The organism is Mycolicibacterium wolinskyi str. Jessa 2025, from assembly GCF_049241375.1.
In the GTDB taxonomy this organism is placed as follows: domain Bacteria; phylum Actinomycetota; class Actinomycetes; order Mycobacteriales; family Mycobacteriaceae; genus Mycobacterium; species Mycobacterium wolinskyi.
The window spans coordinates 1,748,647-1,770,616 of sequence record NZ_CP185960.1 but is presented as its reverse complement, the minus strand read 5'-3'; the positions used below and the strand labels follow the sequence as shown (position 1 = coordinate 1,770,616).

The window sequence follows — 21,970 nt, the reverse complement described above, 5'->3', positions numbered from 1 at the left end:
AAGAATCGGCCGGCGCGCCGGGTGGGAGGACACGTGAACGCCGAATCATCAAGTCAGCCACCGATCGTCGACCGCGCGGCGTTCGAAGCCGGCATCACCGCGCTGCGCGTTCGGGAGAAGGCGCATGTCCGGGAGGGCGACGCCATAGCCGCCGCGCGCAGACGGCTACCCATGGTCGAAGTGGACGCGACACTGGAGCTGACCGGACCCGACGGGCCTACCACGCTGCTGAATGCGTTCGAAGGCAGACGTCAACTCCTGGCGTACTACTTCATGTGGCACGCCGGGCATCCCGCACCGGAGCAGTGCGAGGGCTGCACGTGGGTGACCACACAAGTAACGGAACTCTCATACCTGCATTCCCGCGACATCACCTACGCAGTCTTCGCCCAGGGGCCCTACCCCGAGAGCGCGCGATACCGCGAGTTCATGGGCTGGGAGGTGCCGTGGTACTCCGCGCTGCCGTCGCTCGACGCACTCCTGGTCGGCCGCCACGCCGGTATGATGCACATCGTCTGCTATCTGCGTGACGGTGACCGAGTCTTCGAGACGTACTGGACCACACTCCGTGGCGTCGAGGCCATGGACTACAGCTATGCGCTCATGGACCTCACCGTGTACGGACGCCAGGAACCGTGGGAGGACTCCCCGCCTGGTTGGCCACAGACGTGGCCGGTCGACGGCAGCAACACGCGGATCGACGGCAGACCGATACCGCAGTGGTCGCGGCTGGCGGCCGGACGATCGGATGACCTCACCGGCTAGCCGAGCGCCTGCTCCAATCGCTCGACGTAGGAATCGATGTCACCGACCGCCGACTCGGCCGCGTGCACACTGATCGCGAGAGTGTCGCCGATGCCGTGCACGCCATGGGTCAGGCCCATCATCGGTGACAACGCCGGGTAGCCCGCCGTCACCACCACCGGCGCAGCACCGAAGCGCAGATCTGCCGCACCGCGGTTGACGCTCGAGACCACGGTGTTGCCGGTGACCACCGGGGAGCGCAGCGTCGGATCGAATTGCGCGACGCCCCAGCGCAGCAGCGGCGCCGGGGTGGCCGCGAACGCGCGACTGGCGGCCGCCATCGCCGGATGCCGGGCACGGGTGCGCCGCTGCGCGAGGTCCTGGGCGATGCGGGCGACGCGGTCGGCATGGTCGAGTTCGGAATACAACCCGATGCCGACATTGCCGAAGTGGTTGTGCGCGTGCCGAACCCCGGATTTGGCCATCGGCACTTCGGCGCCGAGATCAACAACGTCCTCCCCCAGTGCCCGCAGATGATCGCCGAGCGCAACGGACACCGCGGCCAGCACCGCCACCGTCACCGTCGGTCCCGGTATCCGCGCGCGTGGCCGCACGATGGTGCGCACCCAACGCGCTCCAGCGGGCCGGGAGTTGCTGCGCCGTGCGGGCCTCGACGGGGCCTGCAGAGGTACCGCGCCGGATTTCTCGTCGGCGACCAATTGCCGGTGCGTGCGCGCGGCTTGAGCGGCCCGCCACGGCAGCGTGGCGCCGACGAACAGCTGCGCAGGCACGGCCGGGACCGGTTCGGGACGCCCTAACAGCCAGGCGGCAAGCGCCGATGACCGGATACCGTCGCCGAGGGCGTGTGCGACCTGCAGCACGGCCACGGTTCCTTCTGCGTCAGCGCCGGGAATCCCACGCACACTGGGGAATACATGCAGTCGCCACGTTGCGCTCGTCGCATCGAGCTGGTGATCGGCCAGCCCGGCGACCGCGTCGAGGCAGTCGTTCCAGCTGGGGGCATCGAGGTTGTGCACGATGAACTGGTCGTCACCGACCCGACGGGGCATCCAGGCGGGATAGGTCAGCCGGAACTCGTCGCGCACCCGCAGCGCCAATTCCGGACACGCCTCGGCACGGTTGCGCACCTCGGTGAGCGCGCGGCCGAGATCGGCCGGCGAGCCGGCGAAGCCATAGAGCAGGAACTGGTCACTGGGAAGTTTCGCCGACATCCACCAGGTCTGAGCGTCGACTGCCGCCAGTCGGCGCACGCGTCACTGCTCCTTGGGGCTGCCGATGAAGTCGAGGATTCGGCCCGCGACCACTTCCGGCTGGTCGAGTTGCATGAAATGGCCGGCCCGTTCGACGATGCTGACCGCGCTGCCGTCGGGCAGGACGTCTTGCACCCAGCGCGCGTAATCGGGTGCGGCGCAGCCATCGTCGGTGCCGTGCAGATACAGCGTCGGCAATGCCGGCGGCGACAACCACTGCTCGTGCAGTTTTGCGTATGCGGCCGGCGGGGTCGTCCAGCGCAACATGGCCCGGTAATAGCCGATGGCGGCCCGCCACCGCTCCGGTGCGCCGATGGCGGCGTCGACGTGGCGGATGTCCTCTGCGGCGTTGAACCCCGGTGACCACTGCCGCCACAACCGGGGGACGACCCACGACGCCGAACGCTCTGGCAGCCAGGGCAATTGGAAATACACCATGTACCAACTGCGCAGCAGCTGGCGGGGCAACTGCTTGGCGAGCTTGCCGCTGTCGGCCACCCGGCCCAACGGCCGAAACGACGCGGCAGGCGGCACGGACATGATCACGCTCTTGCCGAACGGGCTGTCGGACATGGCGGCGAGCCCCGACGCGGCGATCGCACCCCAGTCATGCCCGACGAGTACATCGCGTCCGGTGCGCCCGGATGCTTCCAGCACGCGCAGCGCATCGTCCATGAGCGCGCCGACGTGATAGCTGCCGTCGGTCGGGATCGACGACGGCACGTACCCACGCAGGAACGGTGCGACCACCTTCCAGCCCGCGTCGGCAAGTACCGGGGCGACCTTGCGCCAACCGTACGCAGTATCGGGAAAACCGTGCAGACACAAGGCAACCGGTCCGTCATCGGGCCCCCACACCAGCGCGCGTAATTGCACCGCAGGCGCGGTGACGTCGAGCCAACGCGGCTCCGTCACGGCTTCACCGGCTCGAACTGAGACATCAGCCAACGTCCATCCTCACGCACCATCGTGGCCCGTACGGTCGACGGGGTCTTCTGCGGCGGCTGGTCGCCCACGGCGACGAACTGGTTGAGGTAGAGCATCACCTCGGCGCGATCCGGGCTCGCCGTCACCGAGCCTATCGCGGGCACCTCGGCGTGTGCGGTGACACGTTGCGCGGTCGCCCCGGGGATGATGGTCGTGCGGATCATCGTGGTGTATGTGCCGAGGAATTCACCGGTCAACCGGTCGAGCACCGAATTGAGGTGCTGTTCGACCGTGTCCGGTTCATACGACAGCATCTGGACCGTGATGTCCTTGGCCGCCTCGACCGATTCGGTTCGCGCGGTGGCACTTTCCCGCTCCGACACGATCTGCCATTTCAGGAAGGCAGATCCCGCCGCCAGCACGAGTGCGAGCGCAGGTAGCACCGCGAAGACGACGATCCGCGACCACGCCGTCTGCCGCGCGGGTTCGGCCGGCGGTTCGGGCTCGTCGTCTACGCGCTCGGCCTCGGGTGCGTCTTCCGTGGTTTCCTCGACCGGATCCTCGACCGGCTTCTCCTCGATCGGATCCTCGGCGGGCTTCGCGCCGGCCTTGTCGAACGCCTTGAGGCTGTGCCTTCCGCTCACTCCACGAACTCCAATTCGGAAACCTTTGCCGTGCCCTCGTTCTCCTGGACCGTCAACACCATTCGCCAGTACTGCGGCGCCTGTTCGGGCACGCCCGCGTTGCTCGACTTCACGGTCACCGACACGAGCACCTTGGCCTGGCCATCGGAGATCGATTCGAGAGCCGAACCGGTGATCGTGCCCTCCGATTTCGACTTCACCTGTTTGACGACCTCGCGGTAGGACTCGGCGCGCTTCTCGAAGTCGTCGTAGAACTTGCCGCCGGCCGAGTCGAGCACCCGCTGGACATCGGCGTCGGCGGTCTCCCAGCCGACGTTCGTCAGACTGAACGCAGCCTGCCTGCCGGCCTCCAGCATCATGTCGCGGTGCCGCTCGGCACTCTGCGACTGGTACGCGAGGTACCCCAGCCAACCCGTCAGCCCGGCCAGCACCACGGCCACGGCAGAACCGACCAGCGCGCCCAGCCTGATCCGCGACATCGGCCGGGCCTCGGGCTCAGGCTCGGCTTCGGCCTCGTCACCAGCCGTTTCATCCGCTGTGTCCTCGTCTTCGGGCGACTCGATCGACTCGTCGTCGGGGCTCTCGTCTGCCATAGATCTGCTCCTCGATGCACTACGAAACACACGCCTGCTGTAAACACGCGTGCGATCCAAAGTACGTGGCGCCCGTCACATCGTCATCGGCGGCACCCGCGCCGCCCTCCGAAGTCCCCCTGCCCACATTCTCGGCACCGCTTGCCCTTAGTAACGTGACTGCGGGGGCGCGCCGAGAGGAAGTTCGTGAGCACTGCTAACAGCCAATCGCAGACCGTCACATTCCGCGGTGTCGATGACCTGAACCTGGTCGGCGACGAGTGGAACAAGGATGCTGAGTCGGCCGCCGACCGGCCCACCGTGCTGCTGCTGCACGGTGGCGGGCAGAACCGGCACTCGTGGAAGAACACGGGGCAGATCCTGGCCGACCGGGGGCTGCACGTGATCGCACTCGACTCTCGCGGGCACGGGGACAGTGACCGCTCCCCCAGCGCCAACTACTCGGTGGAAGCGCTGTGCGGGGACATCCTGCAGGTGCTCTATCAGGTCGGGCGTCCGGTGGTGCTGATCGGCGCGAGCATGGGCGGGTTGACCGGGATTCTCGCGGCGCACGAAGCCGGGCCGGAGTTGGTGACGAAGTTGGTGCTCGTCGACGTTGTGCCGAGGTTCGAGAAGTCCGGCAGTGCGCGAATCCGCGATTTCATGTTCAACCACGTGCATGGTTTCGATTCGCTGGAGCAGGCCGCCGAAGCCGTCGCGGCCTACCTGCCCCACCGCACCAAGCCACGCAGCCCCGAGGGGCTGAAGAAGAATCTCCGCTTGCGCGACGGTCGCTGGTACTGGCATTGGGATCCGGCGTTCCTGACGAAGCCAGAAGACGATCCGTTCGTCCGCGTGGAGAAACTGGAGCAGGCGGCGATGAATTTGACTATCCCGATCCTGCTGATCCGAGGCAAACTGTCCGATGTGGTCAGCGCCGAAGGTGTCCAGGACTTCCTGGAGAAGGTTCCCGCAGCAGAGTTCGTCGAACTGTCCGATGCCGGGCACACCGCCGCCGGCGACGACAACGACGCATTCTCCGCAGTCGTCGTCGAATTCGTGGGCCGATGACCACTGATCGCCGCACTGTCGGCTTCAACTTCCTGGCCGAACCGGAACTACCGGCACCGCACGTCACCGAATCACAGGCGGCGGACATTCTCGCCACGCATTACGGCATTCGCGCACAGGTGAAATCACTGGGCAGCCAACAGGATAAGAACTTCCTGGTCTGCCAGGAAGACGAGATTCTCGGCGTGCTCAAGATCGCCAACCCGGCGTTCAACGAGACCGAGCTTGAGGCTCAGGACCTGGCGGCCGAGCTGATCGCGCAGGCCGAGCCAACCTTGCGGATCGCCGTATCGCTGCCGAACAGCAATGGCGACAACCGCACGGCGGTAACGGGTTTGGTCGACGGGACCGCCTACGTGCGGCTGCTGCGTTACCTGCCCGGCGGCGCGTTGCTGGAATCCGGATATCTGCGGCCGGCTGTCGTCGCCGAACTGGGTGCGCTCGCCGGCCGGGTCACCCGCGCGCTGGCCGAGTTCAGCCATCCCGGCCTTGACCGAATCCTGCAGTGGGACCTGCGGTACGGGGCCGATGTGGTCACGACGCTGGTTTCGCACGTCGCCGACGCGACGCATCGCGAACGACTCGAGACCGCGGCCCGCGAGGCATGGGCGCGCATCGAACCGCTGGCCGACGCGTTGCCCCGGCAGGCGATCCACATGGATCTCACCGACGCGAACGTCGTCGTGTCGCCGGCGACCGGCGGCGTCGTACATCCCAACGGGATCATCGACTTCGGCGATCTGACCGACAGCTGGGCCGTCGCCGAATTGGCGATCACGCTGTCGTCGGTATTGCAGCACCCCGGCAGCGATCCCACCTCGGTGCTTCCCGGCATCCGGGCATTCCATGACATCCGGCCGCTCAGTGTCGCCGAGGTGGAAGCCTTTTGGCCGTTGCTCGTACTGCGAACCGCGGTGTTGATCGTCAGCGGAGCGCAGCAGGCGAACCTCGATCCGGACAACGACTACGTCACCGAACAATCGGACGGCGAGTGGCGCATGTTCGAGCAGGCCACGTCGGTTCCCGTCGAGGTGATGACGGCACTGATCAAGACAGAGCTCGGCATGAACCCCGCGCCGGCGCGAGTCGAAGTCACCACGCCGATGATCACCGGGCTCACCGCCGAATCCGTGGTGACGCTTGATCTGTCCGCGACCTCGGACACCCTGGATTCGGCATTCCAGCCCGGCGGTTGGGTGCGGGCCGATGTCGAAAACGAATTGGCCAGGGCCGCAATCGTCGACGGGGCGCGCGTGGTGGTGACGCAGTTCGGTCAGCCGCGGCCGGGCTGTGCGCCTGCGCTGAGCCAGGACGAGCCCGCGGTGGTGCCGACCGGCATCAGCGTCTGGACCGCCGAACCCGTCGAGTTGGTCGCCCCGTTCGACGGCGAGGTCGTCGACAGGTCGGCCGATGCGGTGACGTACCGCGGCCGCGACTACGAGCTGACGGTGACCGGCATCGCCGCCGCGGAAGGCGGCGCGCTCGGCGTCATCGAGCCCGGTCACCGCATCGAGCTTGCCGTTCGCCCGGTCGGGTCGCCGGCGGCTCCCCCGCTGAGCACTCCGAGTTTGGCTCCGGGCTGGCTGGCGTTGAGCGCGGACCCGCGACCGCTGCTCGGATTACCCATGCTGGCAAGCGAATCCGCGGACGCCGATCTGGTGGCGCGCCGTGACCGGGCTTTCGCGCCGGTCCAAGAGCACTACTACCGGCAGCCACCGCGCATCGAACGCGGCTGGCGACATTTCCTGATGTCGACGAGTGGTCGCTGCTACCTCGACATGGTCAACAACGTGACCGTGCTGGGGCACGCCCATCCTCGTGTCGCCGACACGGCCGCACGCCAGCTGCGCAAGCTCAACACCAACTCGCGGTTCAACTACGCCGCCGTCGTCGAGTTCAGCGAACGGCTCGCCGAGCTGCTGCCCGACCCGCTCGACACGGTGTTCCTGGTGAACTCCGGTTCCGAGGCCAGCGACCTCGCGCTGCGGTTGGCCATCGCGGCCGCGGGCCGCCCCGATGTCGTGGCGATGCGCGAGGCCTATCACGGCTGGACCTACGGCACCGACGCCGTGTCCACCTCGACCGCCGACAACCCGAACGCCCTTGCCACCCGGCCGGATTGGGTGCACACCGTGGAATCACCCAACAGCTTCCGCGGCAAGTACCGGGGCGCCGAGGTCGGCCGCTACGCCGTCGAGGCAGTTGCCCAGATCGAACAACTCACGGCCGACGGTCGTGCTCCCGCGGCGTTCATCTGCGAGACCGTGTACGGCAATGCCGGAGGCATGGCCCTGCCCGATGGCTATCTGGAACAGGTCTACGGGGCGGTGCGCGCCAACGGCGGATATGCCGTCGCCGACGAGGTCCAGGTGGGCTATGGCCGTCTGGGCGAATGGTTCTGGGGATTTCAGCAGCAGGGCGTCGTGCCCGACATCGTGTCGATGGCGAAGTCGACTGGCAATGGCTACCCGCTGGGCGCGGTGGTGACGAGCCGCGAGATCGCCGAGGCGTTCCGCAGCCAGGGGTACTTCTTCTCCTCCACCGGCGGCAGTCCGCTGTCGTGCGCGATCGGCATGACGGTGCTCGACGTACTGCACGACGAGCGCTTACAGGAAAACGCCTCCCGCGTCGGCGCGCATCTGAAGTCACGGCTGCAGGCGCTTGCCGCCAAGCACCCCATCATCGGAACCGTGCACGGTGTCGGCCTGTACCTGGGTGTCGAAATGGTCCGCGATCCAGACACTTTGGAGCCAGCGACCGAGGAGACGGGGCTGATCTGCGACCGCATGCTGGAGCTCGGCGTGATCATCCAGCCCACCGGCGATCACCAGAACATCCTCAAGACCAAACCGCCACTGTGCATCGACACCGAGTCCGCTGACTTCTACGTCGACGCATTGGACCGGGTGCTCACCGAAGGCTGGTAACCGCTAGCTATCCGGCTTCATCGTCTTCGTCGGATTCCGTGAGGTAGCGCTGGGGGTGGTGGTAATTGTTGATGCGGTTTTGCCCCGCATCGAGCAGGGGTGGTGGGGTCCATTCGCAGCGGCCGTTGCGCATGGTGGTGGTCCATTTACCCTTCGCCACCAACCGATTGTCGGGACCACAGCTCAACGCGAGTTCATCGATGTTGGTCTGCCCGCCAACCGTCCAGTCCTGCTCGGCATGATGGGCTTCGCAGAGGTAGCCGCCGGCGGTGCAACCGGGCCGGGTACAGCCCCGGTCACGGGCCAACAACACCAACCGCTGGGCGGGGGTGGCGATACGTTTGGTCCGCCCGAAGTACAGCGGCACGAGGGTGGCGTCGTCGAACACCGCCAGGTAGTGCCAGGCGTGGGCGGCGAGGCGGATGAGGTCGGGGATGGGAAGTTTCGATCCACCGGCGGTGACCGCAACCCCCGCGCCGGCCTCCAATTCCTGCAAGGTAGTGGTGACGATCAGCGACACCGGCAACCCATTGTGCTGACCCAAATCATCTGACATCAACGCGTTGCGCCCGATGGTGACTAACGCGTCGTGATTGCGTTGCGCCGCGGTGCGGGTATCGGCCTCGATGGCTTCCTCGGACGGTGTTCCGGTCACGCACGGGGATTCGTCGTCGGGGTTGCACATGCCCGGGGCGGCGTATTTGGCCAGCAGCGGTTCGACGACGGCGCGGCCTTCGGCGTTGAGCCATCCCGATACCTTCGAGGTGCCATCGGGTTGCTGCGGATGAACGACGATGCCTCGCTTACGCTCCGCGGCGTCGACGGGTTCGTCACCATCCTGATTCAACAGGTAGAGGGCTTCGGCGACGGTCTGGCGCAACGTCTCCGGCGTCTCCTGCGCCGCCACCGCCACGAGTTTGCGTTCAAACGCCGCGCGGCGGGCCGCAACCACCCAATCGGGGCACTTCTTGAAGAACGTCTCCAACTCGTCAAGGTGATCGGGGGTCAACCAGCCACCCGCCTGCGCAACCGCAGTGGCCGCCCGAACCGGCGCCAACGCCTCGCCGCTCACCGCCCGGCGTGGCCCGAAATTCATCGCATCGCGACACCGCCGCCGGGCCTCTGTCCCCGAGATCCGCAACCGGATCCGCAACGCCTCGGGCCACGATTTGGCCCCGATCGCGGCCGGCGTCGTGCATTCCGACAGCGCACTGATCGCCGCATGTTCCACGACCGGCAGGACATTGCGGATGTCTTGCACCCCGGCGCATACATCCAACAGATCGGCTTCGGACAACGCTCCCCAGGGCAGGTCGCGCACCACCGGCAAGTGCCGCGCATAACGCGTCGAGCCGGTCAGCCGCGGATGGGTCCATGTATCGAACACTAGTACGAACTACCGACAAGCCTTGTAGCAGAAGGCTTTACATCGGCGAGCGTCCGCAAAATGCCGCCAATTCACGGCGTGTCGCCGTACAAACACGCGCGCTCGCGCAAGGGAGGCGCTACGGGCTTGCCGAGCCCGGCGAACTTTCCGCCTCGGCCAGCCGCTGATGCAGCCGCTCGCGGATGTCCTGCGGGGTGTAGGCATTGCGGCGGCGTTGATCGCGGGCGACCATCACGCCACCCGCCACGACGCCGGCGACACCGGCAAGCCCGATCCACTTCCAGATACTGCGCATGCACAGAGTGTGCCTAAGCTGCGGACGTGAATGCGAACACGGTGCCGCTGACGAAGGCGCTGGAGGAAACCCGGACCGGTGACATCTGGCTGTTTCGCGGCGGGTCCGGGCCGGACCGGGCGATCCAGACGCTGACGAACAGCCCGGTCAACCACGTCGGGATGACCGTCGCAATCGACGACCTGCCGCCACTGATCTGGCATGCCGAACTCGGCGACAAGCTGCTCGACATGTGGACCGGCACCAACCACCGCGGTGTGCAGCTCAACGACGCCCGCCAAGCCGTCGAACGGTGGATGCACAACTACGGGCAGCGCTGCTGGCTCCGTCAACTCACCCCATACGCCACTCGTGAGCAAGAGGACGCCCTGCTCAAGGTCATCGCCAGGATGAACGGCACGGCGTTTCCCACCACGGCACGGCTCACCGGCCGCTGGCTGCGCGGTCGGCTACCCGTCGTCAGCGACTTCACCCGGGGAATACCGTTCGTACACAGCAAAGTTCGCGAATCCGCCGAACGCAAGAAGGCCAGCAAACGCCAGGTGGGCCTGGAAACCGCGTACTGCGCGGAGACGGTGGCCATCACCTATGAGGAAATGGGCCTGTTGACGACGGAAAAGCACTACAACTGGTTCGATCCCGGCTCGTTCTGGAGCGGCGATCAGCTACCACTCACTGCCGGTTACCAGCTCGGAGACGAGATTGCTGTCATCGCAGACTGAGTGACGGTTTATACCTGCTGGCCGGTATCGCGGATTGTGGCCAGCAGTGAGGAATTCACCGCCTCCACCGGCAAGGCTGATCTGAGCAACCCAACCGGTCCTGGAGGTGTCGGATGCTCACCGTCGAACAACCAACCGATCAGATGCTCGAGCTCTACGCCAACCATGTCGAACCGTTGCGACGCTACGCATTCCGGCTGACGAGCAATCGCACCAAAGCCGAGGACGTCGTGCAGGAAACACTGCTGCGCGCTTGGCGTCACCTGCAGCAGAACGACGGAGACCTGCCGTTACGGTCCTGGCTCTTCACCGTTGCCCGCAACATCGTGATCGACGGAAGCCGATCAGCACGATTTCGCTACGAGGTTTGTTCTCCCGACACATCGGAGGTGCCGGATCGTATGGGCCCCGACGAGGTGAACTCCGCCTTGGATCGGATGCTGATCGCCGACGCCATGGCACAACTGCCCGAAGCGCATCGAGCCGTGCTGAGCCGGTCGTTCTATCTCGGCTGGAGCACCGGTCAGATCGCAGAAGACCTCGACATCGCCGAAGGTACAGTCAAATCCCGGCTGCATTACGCCCTCAAGAGACTCCGACTGATTCTGTCCGAAATGGGTTGTCGCTCACGGCCGGAAGCTTGACCACCACGGGCGAGCGGTGGGAACGGCACGATCACTAGCCCTCCCCCACCGGGAGCCTCGCGACGCTACCGCCGGGCGCACACACGATCAGCAGATCGTCGGGTCCCTGTAATCGCCACGACTCATGCGAATCGTCGGCGGGCACCTCGATCACGTCGTCTCCGAACTCGAGACGCAAACTGCCGTCGGCGCCGACCGTCGCCGACGTGAGCTCGGCGTGCAGCAGCGGTGTCACCGCACCGGCCGCGTCGACGTTCAACGGCTCGCCCTCCCACTGTTCCTCGGTGCGGTCCACCGACACCGGCGACTCGATGCTGATCTCGTAGGAGTCTCCGAGTTCGAGGTGGATGCCGGATCCGACGCGCATCTGCGCCAACGATCGACCCACGAAGTGCTGACCGAGTTGCTGATTGACCCAGTCGATGTCCGAGGGGTCTGATCCATGACGCACATTGGCTCCCTTGCCGTTGATCTGAAGCGCGAGACTTCTCCAAGGGTTCCCACGATGTGTCCGTTGAACACCCGCCAGCCGTCACACCGTCCCGCGCGCGGCCCACGCCGTGGCGGTGACGGTGAAGGGGCCGCTCCCCAAGTGATCGCGAGCCGCCGATTCGAGCCGCGCGCGGCCGTCGTCGTCGAGTTTCTGCACGTAGTCGCCAGCAGGACCGACGCCATAGGTGTAGGGCTCCCACCACTCTTCGAAGGTGGGATGCACGACGTCGACCGAGATAGCACCTTCTTTAACTTCACGTAACCCGGCCGCTTCGAAGATCTCGGTGAGGTGCCCGGCACGCGCCCCGGAGAGCAATGCCTCATCCCTGGCTTCAGGGTCGCCCAGGTGGACCGCATCCCAGAACGGCGCCAGGGCGCCTGTCGGTCCATCCCAGACACAGGCCGCGACCGTGCCGCCACGCCGAGTCACGCGTGCCATCTGTCTGACGCCGACGACTGGATCCGCCATGAAGTGCACCACCAACTGCGCGAGTGCAGCGTCGAAAGAGGCAGTGTCGTATGGCAGTTCTTCTGCGGTGCCGAGGCGTGCGTCGATATCCGGGAACCGCTCGCGGATGCCGTCGATGAACGGCGGCGAAGGATCGATGGCCGCGACGTCGGCCCCGACCGCGAGTAGACGAGCTGTCAGAGCGCCGGGCCCACATCCCACATCGAGCACCTCATCGCCGGCGCCGACCCCGGTGAACGCCACGAATACCTCGGCAAGAGGCGCGGCGTACCGGCCCATGAAACGCGTATAGGCGTCGGGCGGGACGATGAAGCCCACGAGAGGATGCTACGTCGCCGACCGCCAGATTCAGCGACGTGAATAACGCAGGTGAACGATGCCGTCGTCGAACACTCGGTGCTCGACGAGGCGCAGGTCGAGGTGGACATCGTCGGGAAGTGCCCGCAGGCCGCCACCCACCATCTTCGGGACGACGAAGAACTGGAAGTCCTCGACCAGGCCGGCACGGATCGCCGCGGCCGCGGTGGTGGGCCCGAAAATCTCGACCAGGCCCGACGCACGGTCAGCGATCTGCTGCAACTCGTCCAGACTCAGGTCGGGCACGAGGCGGGCCCGGTCCGACCCGAGGTCGTCGTCCGTCAGCGTCGACGACACCACCACCTTGTCGATGGCCTGCCAACGCTTCGCGAACTCGCGCTCGGCGACCGGACGGTCTTCCTCGTCGGGATAGGTCTCCCAGTAATCCATCAGGGCGTATGTCTTGCGCCCTAAGACCTCGGTCGACACTTCCGCCATCCGCGCGAGATGGACCGCGAACACCTCATCACTCGGGCCTGACCAGTCGAAGTCACCGTCGGCGTCGGCGACGTAGCCGTCGAGGGACACCGTCGCGGTGAAATTCAGTGTTCCCATCGTGTGTTGGCCTCCTCAGGCGCTGACCCGACTTTTCATTATCGAAGCCGAGCGTGGGCCTTGTGTACGCGAATGGCGCATTTGGCGTGCATATGCCCCACGCTCGGCCACCAGCTACACGTTGAACCGGAACTCCACGACATCACCATCGGCCATGACGTAGTCCTTGCCTTCCATCCGGACCTTGCCCGCGGCCTTGGCCGCGGCCATCGACCCGGCGGCGACGAGGTCGTCGTACGAGACGACCTCGGCCTTGATGAAGCCCTTCTCGAAGTCGGTGTGGATCACGCCGGCGGCCTTGGGTGCGGTATCGCCCTGGTGGATGGTCCAGGCGCGTGCCTCTTTGGGCCCGGCGGTCAGATAGGTCTGGAGCTTGAGGGTGTGGAAGCCCGCGCGCGCCAGGGCGTCGAGCCCGCGCTCGGTCTGCCCGATCGATTCGAGCAGCTCGGCGGCCGACTCGTCGTCGAGTTCGAGAAGCTCAGCCTCGATCTTGGCGTCGAGGAACACCGCGTCGGCCGGTGCGACGAGCTCGCGGAGCTCGCTCTTGCGCTTCTCGTCGGTCAGCACGGGCTCGTCGGCGTTGAACACGTACAGGAACGGCTTGGTGGTCAGGAGGTTGAGCTCGCGCAGCACGGCGGCGTCGAAACGCGCGCCGAAAAGCGTCTTGCCGGAGTTCAGGACCTCCTGCGCGGCGACCGCGGCGTCGTAGACCGGCCGCCGGTCCTTGTGGGTGCGCGCTTCCTTCTCGAGCCGCGGCAGCGCCTTCTCCAGGGTCTGCATGTCGGCCAGGATGAGCTCGGTCTCGATGACCTCGATGTCGGACTTCGGATCGACCCGGCCGTCGACGTGGGTCACGTCGTCGTCGGTGAACACCCGGACCACCTGGCAAATCGCGTCGCATTCGCGGATGTTGGCCAGGAACTTGTTCCCCAGGCCCGCGCCCTCCGACGCGCCCTTCACGATCCCGGCGATGTCGACGAACGTCACGGGCGCCGGGACGATCTTCTCCGAACCGAACATCTTGGCGAGTTCGTCGAGCCGCGGATCCGGCAGCGGCACGACACCCTCGTTCGGCTCGATCGTCGCGAACGGGTAGTTGGCCGCCAGGACGTTGTTTCGCGTCAAGGCGTTGAACAAGGTCGACTTACCGACGTTCGGCAAACCGACGATTCCCAGGTTCAGGCTCACAGGGAACACAGTCTGCCAGAGTGTGACAGGCACGCCAGCGCGCGCTGGCAGCACGCCACCCGCGAGAGCCGGTACGGTCTACCTGTGTCAGGACAGCGCGCAGAGTCGGCAGTGCCGGCTGACCTTCGCTCTGTACACCCCCGTTTTGCAGGTGTGCCGTGGTGGGGCGCTGTGCTGCTGGCCGTCACGGCTACCGCAATCGGGTTTGCTTTCGATGCGGGGTCAGGTAATCGAGAACTCAGTTCGGTGTTCGCCGTCTGCTACGCGTTGGGTTGCCTGTTGGCAGTCCTCGCGGTCCGGCAGGTGGGCGTGTTCACCGCAGTTATCCAGCCTCCACTGATCTTGTTCGTAGCTGTGCCCGGTGCGTATTTCTTGTTCCACGGCGGGCAGCTCGGCGGCATGAAAGACCTGGCGATTAACTGCGGGTATCCGCTCATTGAACGTTTCCCGCTGATGTTGTTCACGTCGGCCGCGGTGTTGCTGATCGGGTTGGCCCGGTGGTATTTCGGCCTCGCGACCCGACGCCCGGCGGAGACCGCGACAAGCCCCGGAAGCACACAGTCGCCCGCCGCCGCGGGGTTTGTGTCATCCATCACATCGAAATTCTCCGGGCTCATCCTCCGCAAACCCGCCACCCGGACCGCTGAGGACGACGACCCGGCCGCGGATCCGCCGCCGCGGCGCCGTCCGACCGACCGCCGCCGCAAGCCCGGCGCGGCCGATGCAGGCGCGCGTGCGGGACGCAGGCCGACGAAGCGGTCGACACCGCCACGCTCACGGGCCGCCCGCCCGCCGGAGGTCGATCTCGACGACGTGGCGGCCGACCGTCCACGACGGCCCCGAAGCCCACGTGCGACCGAGCCGCCGCTCGTGCCACCCGCCGAGCCGCGGCGCCGGGTCCGCACCCAGCCGCGCGAGCCGCGCAAGCAGCCGCCCGGCGAGCGGCGGGGCGCCGCATCGCATGACCGGCCGCAGCGCCGCCGCCGCTTCGACGACTACGAGCCGTTCGAGGATCCGTTCGAATCGAGCTTTGAGCCGCCGAAGAACGGCCATCCCGGGCGCTCGACGCACCATCCGGTGTCGCGCGTGCGCTACCGCGGCTCAGACGACGAAGATCACCGCGCCGAATACCGGACGCGACCGCGGCAGTCGTCGCGCGGCCGTCATTCGTGGGAGTACGACAGCTAGATCAGCGAGAACGCGCCGTCAGGAACGCGGCGGCCGGATCTCACGCGGCAGTGCGAACACCAACGTCTCGTTGGCCGTGGTGACGGGCTGCACGGTGTCGTAGCCGTAGTCGGCCAACCGCTCCAGCACACCGCGCACCAGGATTTCGGGCACCGAGGCCCCGGAGGTCACGCCGATGGTCGTGACGCCGTCGAGCCAGGCCGGGTCGATGTCCTCGGCATAGTCGACCAGATGGGCGGCATCCGAGCCGGCGTTCAGCGCAACCTCGACGAGCCGCACCGAGTTCGACGAGTTGCGTGAACCCACCACGATCACGAGTTCACACTCGGGAGCCATCGCCTTGACCGCGACCTGACGGTTCTGGGTGGCGTAGCAGATGTCGTCGCTCGGCGGGTCTTGCAGCGTCGGGAACTTCTCGCGCAGACGGCGGACCGTCTCCATGGTCTCGTCGACGCTCAGCGTGGTCTGGGACAACCAGATCACCTTGTTCTCGTCGCGGATCCGCACGTTGTCGACGGCATCCGGACCGTCGACCAGCTGAACGTGGTCCGGCGCCTCCCCTGCCGTGCCGATGACCTCCTCATGGCCCTCATGGCCGATGAGCAGGATGTCGTAGTCGTCACGCGCGAATCGCTTGGCCTCGTTGTGCACCTTGGTCACCAGCGGGCACGTCGCATCGATGACTTTGAGGTCGCGCTCGGCGGCCGTCTGGTGCACCGTCGGCGCCACGCCGTGAGCCGAGAACACCACGATGGCGCCCTCGGGCACCTGGTCGGTCTCGTCGACGAAGATCGCACCCGCCTTGGCGAGGGTCTCCACGACGTGGCGGTTGTGCACGATCTCGTGCCGGACGTAGACGGGCGCGCCATGCTTTTCCAGCGCCCGTTCCACTGTCTCGACGGCACGGTCGACGCCGGCGCAGTAACCACGCGGCTCGGCCAGCAGGACGCGCTTGCTCAAGCTTTCGGACCGGCCGCCGGACACGACCGAGCTGGCGGCACCCGGAATACCCATATTGATCGTCGACGGCATGTCACCAGGGTACGGGGCCACGGCGGAATGCAGCCAGCCGTAGTCTGTTGGCCATGGGAACTGCACCGTATGGGGTCCGGCTGCTCGTGGGTGCAGCGGTGACCGCCTTGGAGGAAACTCGCAAGTTGCCCCAAACCATCCTGACCTACCCGATGACGGTGGCCAGCCAGGCGGCCAACATCGTGATGCATGTTCAGCAGAACCTCGCCGAGTTGGTCATCAAGGGCGACGAGACACTGGAACAACTGTTCCCGCCCAAAGACGAGCAGGCGGAGTGGGCGACGTTCGACGAGGACCTCGAAGACGACGAGCCCGCAGCCGGCAACACGCCCGACGGTGAGCGACGCACCGAAGGCCGGTTCGCGTTGTACAGCTCGGGGGAACCCGAGTCCGCGAACAGTGAGCCCGAGACGCCGGCCGAACCGGCCGAGGCACCGGCGATCGTCGAAGAACTCGGATACGAGTCGCTGACGCTGGCGCAGCTGCGGGCCAGGCTGAGCTCGCTGCGGGTCGCCGACCTGGAGGCGCTGCTGGCGTTCGAGGAAGCCGGCCGGGCCCGAGCCCCGTTCGTGACGTTGCTCGCCAACAGGATCACGCGCGCGACCGCGAAGTGACCGAGCCGGGTCAGTCGCCGGAGAATCCCTGGCCGGTCCGGGCCGTCGCGACGCGCGTCGCCAAATGGATCGACCGGCTCGGCGTGGTCTGGGTCGAAGGTCAGCTGACCGAACTGAAGGTCCGCCCGGACTCCAAGACCGTGTTCATGGTCCTGCGGGATCCGGCCGCCGACATGTCGCTGACCCTGACGTGCCCGCGCGATCTGGTCCGCAACGCCCCGGTCAAGCTGACCGAGGGCACACAGGTGATCATCTGCGGCAAGCCGATGTTCTATACCGGCCGTGGCACGTTTTCCTTGCGGGTCAACGAGATTCGCGCGGTGGGCATCGGTGAGCTGCTCGCCCGCATCGACCGGCTGCGCAGGCTGCTGGATGCCGAAGGGTTGTTCGACCAGCGACTCAAACGCCCGATCCCGTTCCTGCCCAACACCGTCGGCCTGATCACCGGCCGGGCCTCGGCCGCCGAGCGGGACGTGACGACCGTCGCGGCCACCCGTTGGCCCGCCGTACGGTTCGCGATCCGCAACACGATCGTGCAGGGACCCAACGCGGTCCCGCAGATCGTCGAGGCGTTGGCAGCGTTGGACGCGATGCCGGAAGTCGACGTGATCGTCATCGCCCGCGGTGGCGGCAGCGTCGAAGACCTGCTGCCGTTCTCCGACGAGACGCTGTGCCGGGCGATCGCGGCGTGCCGCACCCCGGTGGTCAGCGCGATCGGCCACGAACCCGACAATCCGGTGTGCGATCTGGTCGCCGACCTGCGGGCCGCGACACCGACCGACGCCGCCAAACGCATCGTCCCCGACGCGGCCGCCGAGCAGGCGCTCATCGCCGATCTGCACCGGCGTAGCGCGCGTGCGCTGCGCAACTGGGTGCACCGCGAGAAGCATCACCTCGACCAGTTGCGCAGCCGGCCGGTGCTCGCACAGCCGCTCGCGACGCTGACCGCACGCAGCGACGAGATCCATCGCGCCCGCACCACCGCGCAGCGCGACATCACCCGGTTGATCAATGCCGAGAGCGAGACCATCGGCCACCTGTCGGCGCGACTGACCACACTGGGCCCCGCGGCGACACTGGCCCGCGGCTACGCGGTGGTGCAGTCGGTGCCGGAGAACGGCGCCCCGACCGTGCTGCGCTCGGTGACGGACGCGCCGAGCGGCGCCCGGTTGCGGGTCCGGGTGTCCGACGGTGTGGTCACGGCGGTCAGCGAAGGCGAAGAGGAAAGCACCCCAGGGAGTTCAGCATGAAGCCTATTAGTGAACTGGGCTATGAAGATGCCCGCGACGAACTGATCGAGGTCGTGCAGCAACTGGAGCAGGGCGGGCTTGATCTCGATTCTTCGCTGAAGCTCTGGGAAAGAGGCGAAGCGCTGGCCAAACGTTGCGAAGAACATTTAGCGGGGGCGCGCGAGCGGGTGGAGCAGGCACTGGCCGCGAGGGAGTCGGAGGATGACTGAGCCAGCGGTCGGATTCGACATTGACGCTCGAAACTGGAACGTGTTTCAGTTATGCTGCCGGGCATGGGTGACTCATCGCTGACCACTGAGTTGGGCCGAGTGCTGGTGACCGGCGGTTCCGGCTTCGTCGGCGCCAACCTGGTGACCGAGCTGCTGGACCGCGGCCATGCGGTCCGCTCGTTCGACCGGGCCCCGTCACCGCTGCCCGACCACGCCGGTCTCGAGGTCGTCACCGGCGACATCTGCGACCCGGACACCGTCGCGGCCGCCGTCGAGGGAATCGACACGGTGTTCCACACCGCGGCGATCATCGACCTGATGGGCGGCGCGTCGGTCACCGAGGAGTACCGGCAACGCAGCTTCGCGGTCAATGTCGGCGGCACCGAGAACCTCGTGCACGCCGCACAGCAGGCCGGGGTCAAGCGGTTCGTCTACACCGCATCCAACAGCGTCGTGATGGGCGGCCAGCACATCGTCGACGGCGACGAGACCCTGCCATACACCGACCGGTTCAACGACCTCTACACCGAGACCAAGGTGGTGGCCGAGAAATTCGTCCTCGGCCAGAACGGCGTGAGCGATATGCTCACGTGCTCGATCCGGCCCAGCGGCATCTGGGGGCGGGGCGACCAGACGATGTTCCGCAAGGTGTTCGAGAGCGTGCTCGCCGGGCACGTCAAGGTCTTGGTCGGCCGCAAGAGCACGCTGCTGGACAACTCCTACGTGCACAACCTGATTCACGGTTTCATCCTCGCCGCACAGCATCTCGTTCCCGGTGGCACCGCACCGGGCCAGGCGTACTTCATCAACGACGGCGAACCGGTCAACATGTTCGAGTTCGCCCGTCCCGTCATCGAGGCGTGCGGGCACAAACTCCCCCGCGTGCGCGTGCCGGGGCGGCTCGTCCATGCGGCGATGACCGCCTGGCAGCGGCTGCATTTCCGCTTCGGCATCCCCGAGCCGCTCCTGGAACCGCTTGCGGTGGAACGGCTTTACCTCAACAACTACTTCTCCATCGCGAAGGCCAAGCGCGACCTCGGCTACCGCCCCCTCTACACCACGCAGCAGGCGGTCGACCATTGCCTGCCGTACTACATCGAGTTGTTCGACAAGATGCGCGCGCAGAAACAGCCGGTGCACGCGTAGGGTCAAAAGCGCGCCGAAACCGACGCAATGGTCGATCCCTCATGGGTTTTTCGACCATTGCGTCGGTCTCGCGGAGTCGCTATGGCAGCACCGGCAGCGGGCTCATTTCCCCTGTCGCACTGTTGATCAGGGCAGCGTGGTCGAGAGTCGCACGCAGCGGCAGCACGTCGAGCACCGTCGCCACCACCTGGGGAACCTGCGCCAAGGTGGCCCGCGGCGCCAGCGAACAATGCGGTAGCCACACTCCCGGCCGGTAATGCTTGTGCAGTTCGGCGCCGGTGGCCGTGACCGCGTCGACCACACGTTCCTGGCGCGCAACGAAATCCGCGCTGACTCCGGCCACCAGCCAGACGCGTCCGCGCCGGAACAAGCCGACGCCGTCGAAACTCAACTGCACCGGGGCGCCGGCCCGGATGCCCGCCAGCGCGTCCGACACCGCCGACAGATCCCAGCGGCGCAGCACCGCATACGAGACGTGCGGCACGTGCCTGCCATGGGTGTGCGAGCACAGGCTCCCCACACCCTGCTGCTCGACACGGTCCCAGAGCGCCCGGATCGCACGCTCCGAACGCCGGTCGAACAGCAGGCAGACCGCCAGCGCCACGTGTCAGCGGTACAGGTGCACCGGATGGTGCGTGCCCTGCTCGATCCGTGCCGAGGCGGCGTGGAGCAGTTCGGTGCCGAGCGCGATGAGCGCACGCGCCGCGGCGATCTCCTCACCGATCATCGGCAGGCTCGGGTCTCTGGGGTTGCGGTAGGCATCCCCTGTCGTGGCGAAGGACTCGTCGCCGCTCATGTGGACGCGGGCCGATGCGTGGGTGTGGACGTCATCCTCGGAGAACTCGATGTCGACGTGCCATTTGTTGGTCAGATCTTTGTCATACATGGCGATCACCTTCCGTCTTCAAGGGTGCACCGCGGGCTCGTCGGAGACAACCTCCCAGGGCGGGCCAACCTCCTCGATGTCCTTGCGGTTGGTCTCGGGACCGTAGGCGAGCGCCACCAGCGTGATGGCCGTCAGCACCCCGAGGTAGACGATGATGACCCACCAGTGCCCGAACGCGGCGATCAGCGCCGTCGCGATGAGCGGCAGGAATCCACCGGCGAGGACTGAGCCGATCTCGCGGGCGAACGCGAAACCCGACAACCGCGTACGGGTGTCGAACAATTCGGCGTAGTACGCGGCCTGCGGCGCCAGCATCGCCGGGTAGAGGATGCCGAGGCCGACGACGAAGCCGAGGATCAGCAGCGCCGGGCTCAGGGTTTCGAGCATCAGGAAGAACGGCACGAGCCACAGCACCGACGCCAGGGCGCCTGCGGCGTAGACCGGCCTGCGGCCGATGCGATCGCTGACATGCGCCCACACCGGGATGGCGCAGATCTGCACGGCCGACGCGATCACCACCGCCAGCAGCGTCGTGCTGCTCGGCACGCCGAGCGTGTTGACGGCGAAGCCCACCGCGAAAACCGGGAACAGATAGGCGAAACCGTTCTCGGCCAGCCGGGAGCCGACCACGACCAGGAAGTTGCGCGGATTGCGCCGAATGGCTTCCAGCACCGGGATCTTCGTTTCCTCGGCCGCGCCGCGGGCTTCGGCCTGCACCGCGTTCTCGTAGGCCTGGGTCTCGTCGATGTTGCGGCGGATGAAGTAACCGACCACGAGCAGCACAGCGCCGAGCAGGAACGGCACGCGCCAGCCCCAGCTGCGGAACGCCTCGTCGGGCAACAGCGTCGCGAGTTGGAACACCCCGGTGGACAGCAGCGTGGCGATCGCGAAACCCGTTGGTGCCCAAGCCCCGGCCATGCCGCGCCGCTGTTGGTCACCGTGTTCGACCGACAAGACGACCGCTCCCGCGTACTCGCCGCCTGCCCCGAAGCCCTGCAGCAACCTCAGCACGATCAGCAGTATCGGGGCGAGCACGCCGATCGTGTCGTAGTTCGGCAGCACCCCGATGAGCGTGGTGGCGACGCCCATCAGCACGATGGTGAAGACGAGCATTCGCTTGCGCCCCAACCGGTCCCCCATGTTGCCGAGCACGATGCCGCCGAGCGGACGGGCAAGGAATCCGACCGCGTAGGACGCGAATGCGGCCAACGTTCCGACCGTCGGATTGACACTCGGAAAGAACTGCGAGTTGAGCACGAGCGCTGCGGCGGTGCCGTAGATGAGGAAGTCGTACCACTCGAGCGTAGTTCCGACGAGCGCGGCGATACCGGCCTTGCGCGCCTGGTTGGGGGTTCTGGTCATGGGGTGGCTCCTTTGCCG

At 66.7% G+C, this 21,970-nt stretch carries 24 protein-coding genes; 10 read left to right on the top strand and 14 right to left on the bottom strand.

What is annotated here, in order from left to right:
* Positions 1-33: 33 nt before the first annotated feature.
* Positions 34-765, top strand: a complete 732-nt coding sequence (locus ACOI2T_RS08880) for a DUF899 family protein (protein WP_409503242.1) — start codon at positions 34-36, stop codon at positions 763-765.
* On the opposite strand, the gene ACOI2T_RS08875 is transcribed toward ACOI2T_RS08880, so the two are convergent.
* The 4 genes from ACOI2T_RS08875 to ACOI2T_RS08860 are packed head-to-tail and all read right to left on the bottom strand — an operon-like array spanning position 762 to position 4,179.
* On the bottom strand, positions 762-2,015 hold the full coding sequence (locus ACOI2T_RS08875; RefSeq protein ID WP_409503243.1) for a WS/DGAT domain-containing protein: 1,254 nt from the start codon (positions 2,013-2,015) through the stop codon (positions 762-764). The two genes, ACOI2T_RS08880 and ACOI2T_RS08875, sit on opposite strands and share 4 nt — an antisense overlap.
* 3 nt (positions 2,016-2,018) lie before the next feature.
* Complete coding sequence (locus ACOI2T_RS08870; RefSeq protein ID WP_409503244.1) at positions 2,019-2,930, bottom strand: alpha/beta fold hydrolase; 912 nt, start codon at positions 2,928-2,930, stop codon at positions 2,019-2,021.
* Positions 2,927-3,586, bottom strand: coding sequence for a hypothetical protein (locus ACOI2T_RS08865; protein ID WP_409503245.1), 660 nt, complete (start codon positions 3,584-3,586; stop codon positions 2,927-2,929). Before ACOI2T_RS08865 ends, ACOI2T_RS08870 begins: the two co-directional genes overlap by 4 nt.
* A complete protein-coding gene (locus ACOI2T_RS08860; protein WP_409503246.1) occupies positions 3,583-4,179 on the bottom strand; it encodes an Rv1363c family protein in 597 nt (198 codons plus the stop codon). The genes ACOI2T_RS08865 and ACOI2T_RS08860 overlap by 4 nt, the downstream gene beginning before the upstream one ends.
* A gap of 186 nt (positions 4,180-4,365) precedes the next feature.
* On the opposite strand from ACOI2T_RS08860, the gene ACOI2T_RS08855 reads away from it, so the two are divergent.
* Positions 4,366-5,229 carry an alpha/beta fold hydrolase gene (locus tag ACOI2T_RS08855; protein ID WP_409503247.1) on the top strand — a complete coding sequence of 288 codons (864 nt, stop codon included), beginning with the start codon at positions 4,366-4,368 and terminating at the stop codon, positions 5,227-5,229.
* Complete coding sequence (locus ACOI2T_RS08850) at positions 5,226-8,156, top strand: aminotransferase (RefSeq protein ID WP_409503248.1); 2,931 nt, start codon at positions 5,226-5,228, stop codon at positions 8,154-8,156. The genes ACOI2T_RS08855 and ACOI2T_RS08850 overlap by 4 nt, the downstream gene beginning before the upstream one ends.
* A 7-nt stretch (positions 8,157-8,163) precedes the next feature.
* Here ACOI2T_RS08850 and ACOI2T_RS08845 read toward each other — a convergent pair whose 3' ends face one another.
* On the bottom strand, positions 8,164-9,543 hold the full coding sequence (locus tag ACOI2T_RS08845; protein ID WP_409503249.1) for an HNH endonuclease signature motif containing protein: 1,380 nt from the start codon (positions 9,541-9,543) through the stop codon (positions 8,164-8,166).
* Between the two features lie 118 nt (positions 9,544-9,661).
* A complete protein-coding gene (locus tag ACOI2T_RS08840; protein WP_110774990.1) occupies positions 9,662-9,838 on the bottom strand; it encodes a hypothetical protein in 177 nt (58 codons plus the stop codon).
* A 26-nt stretch (positions 9,839-9,864) separates the two neighbouring features.
* Between ACOI2T_RS08840 and ACOI2T_RS08835 the strand changes: the two genes are divergently transcribed.
* Both ACOI2T_RS08835 and ACOI2T_RS08830 read left to right on the top strand, forming a co-directional pair.
* Complete coding sequence (locus tag ACOI2T_RS08835; RefSeq protein WP_409503250.1) at positions 9,865-10,560, top strand: guanylate cyclase; 696 nt, start codon at positions 9,865-9,867, stop codon at positions 10,558-10,560.
* 113 nt (positions 10,561-10,673) lie between these two features.
* Positions 10,674-11,204 (top strand): sigma-70 family RNA polymerase sigma factor, encoded by a 531-nt coding sequence (locus ACOI2T_RS08830; protein WP_067844801.1) that lies wholly within the window; start codon positions 10,674-10,676, stop codon positions 11,202-11,204.
* 34 nt (positions 11,205-11,238) lie between these two features.
* On the opposite strand, the gene ACOI2T_RS08825 is transcribed toward ACOI2T_RS08830, so the two are convergent.
* The 4 genes from ACOI2T_RS08825 to ychF form a co-directional block, all read right to left on the bottom strand.
* Positions 11,239-11,655, bottom strand: coding sequence for a DUF6188 family protein (locus ACOI2T_RS08825; protein WP_409503251.1), 417 nt, complete (start codon positions 11,653-11,655; stop codon positions 11,239-11,241).
* 81 nt (positions 11,656-11,736) lie between these two features.
* On the bottom strand, positions 11,737-12,483 hold the full coding sequence (locus ACOI2T_RS08820) for a class I SAM-dependent methyltransferase (protein ID WP_409503252.1): 747 nt from the start codon (positions 12,481-12,483) through the stop codon (positions 11,737-11,739).
* 30 nt (positions 12,484-12,513) lie between these two features.
* A complete protein-coding gene (locus ACOI2T_RS08815; RefSeq protein WP_409503253.1) occupies positions 12,514-13,077 on the bottom strand; it encodes a dihydrofolate reductase family protein in 564 nt (187 codons plus the stop codon).
* Between the two features lie 114 nt (positions 13,078-13,191).
* Positions 13,192-14,265 (bottom strand): redox-regulated ATPase YchF, encoded by a 1,074-nt coding sequence (ychF, locus tag ACOI2T_RS08810; protein ID WP_085143948.1) that lies wholly within the window; start codon positions 14,263-14,265, stop codon positions 13,192-13,194.
* Between the two features lie 84 nt (positions 14,266-14,349).
* On the opposite strand from ychF, the gene ACOI2T_RS08805 reads away from it, so the two are divergent.
* Positions 14,350-15,453: a DUF6542 domain-containing protein gene (locus tag ACOI2T_RS08805; RefSeq protein WP_409503254.1), complete on the top strand. Its 1,104-nt coding sequence runs from the start codon at positions 14,350-14,352 to the stop codon at positions 15,451-15,453.
* A gap of 18 nt (positions 15,454-15,471) precedes the next feature.
* Here ACOI2T_RS08805 and ACOI2T_RS08800 read toward each other — a convergent pair whose 3' ends face one another.
* On the bottom strand, positions 15,472-16,485 hold the full coding sequence (locus tag ACOI2T_RS08800; protein ID WP_067844755.1) for a 4-hydroxy-3-methylbut-2-enyl diphosphate reductase: 1,014 nt from the start codon (positions 16,483-16,485) through the stop codon (positions 15,472-15,474).
* Positions 16,486-16,538: 53 nt separating this feature from the next.
* Between ACOI2T_RS08800 and ACOI2T_RS08795 the strand changes: the two genes are divergently transcribed.
* The 4 genes from ACOI2T_RS08795 (at position 16,539) to ACOI2T_RS08780 (ending at position 19,704) form a co-directional block, all read left to right on the top strand.
* Positions 16,539-17,099, top strand: a complete 561-nt coding sequence (locus ACOI2T_RS08795; RefSeq protein WP_067844753.1) for a lipid droplet-associated protein — start codon at positions 16,539-16,541, stop codon at positions 17,097-17,099.
* The gene (xseA, locus tag ACOI2T_RS08790) at positions 17,096-18,349 is read left to right on the top strand and encodes an exodeoxyribonuclease VII large subunit (RefSeq protein WP_409503255.1); all 1,254 of its coding nucleotides are present in this window, start codon (positions 17,096-17,098) and stop codon (positions 18,347-18,349) included. The genes ACOI2T_RS08795 and xseA overlap by 4 nt, the downstream gene beginning before the upstream one ends.
* Positions 18,346-18,558 carry an exodeoxyribonuclease VII small subunit gene (locus ACOI2T_RS08785; protein WP_067844749.1) on the top strand — a complete coding sequence of 71 codons (213 nt, stop codon included), beginning with the start codon at positions 18,346-18,348 and terminating at the stop codon, positions 18,556-18,558. The genes xseA and ACOI2T_RS08785 overlap by 4 nt, the downstream gene beginning before the upstream one ends.
* 63 nt (positions 18,559-18,621) lie before the next feature.
* The gene (locus tag ACOI2T_RS08780; protein WP_409503256.1) at positions 18,622-19,704 is read left to right on the top strand and encodes a 3-beta-hydroxysteroid dehydrogenase; all 1,083 of its coding nucleotides are present in this window, start codon (positions 18,622-18,624) and stop codon (positions 19,702-19,704) included.
* A 79-nt stretch (positions 19,705-19,783) separates the two neighbouring features.
* Here ACOI2T_RS08780 and ACOI2T_RS08775 read toward each other — a convergent pair whose 3' ends face one another.
* From ACOI2T_RS08775 to ACOI2T_RS08765, 3 genes are read right to left on the bottom strand one after another with little or no spacing between them, the layout of a single operon-like run.
* Entirely contained in the window at positions 19,784-20,308 is a 525-nt protein-coding gene (locus tag ACOI2T_RS08775; protein WP_409503257.1) for a 2'-5' RNA ligase family protein, read from the bottom strand.
* A 3-nt stretch (positions 20,309-20,311) separates the two neighbouring features.
* Positions 20,312-20,590, bottom strand: a complete 279-nt coding sequence (locus ACOI2T_RS08770; protein WP_067844947.1) for a dsRBD fold-containing protein — start codon at positions 20,588-20,590, stop codon at positions 20,312-20,314.
* A gap of 18 nt (positions 20,591-20,608) precedes the next feature.
* Entirely contained in the window at positions 20,609-21,952 is a 1,344-nt protein-coding gene (locus tag ACOI2T_RS08765) for an MFS transporter (protein ID WP_409503258.1), read from the bottom strand.
* Positions 21,953-21,970: the final 18 nt, after the last annotated feature.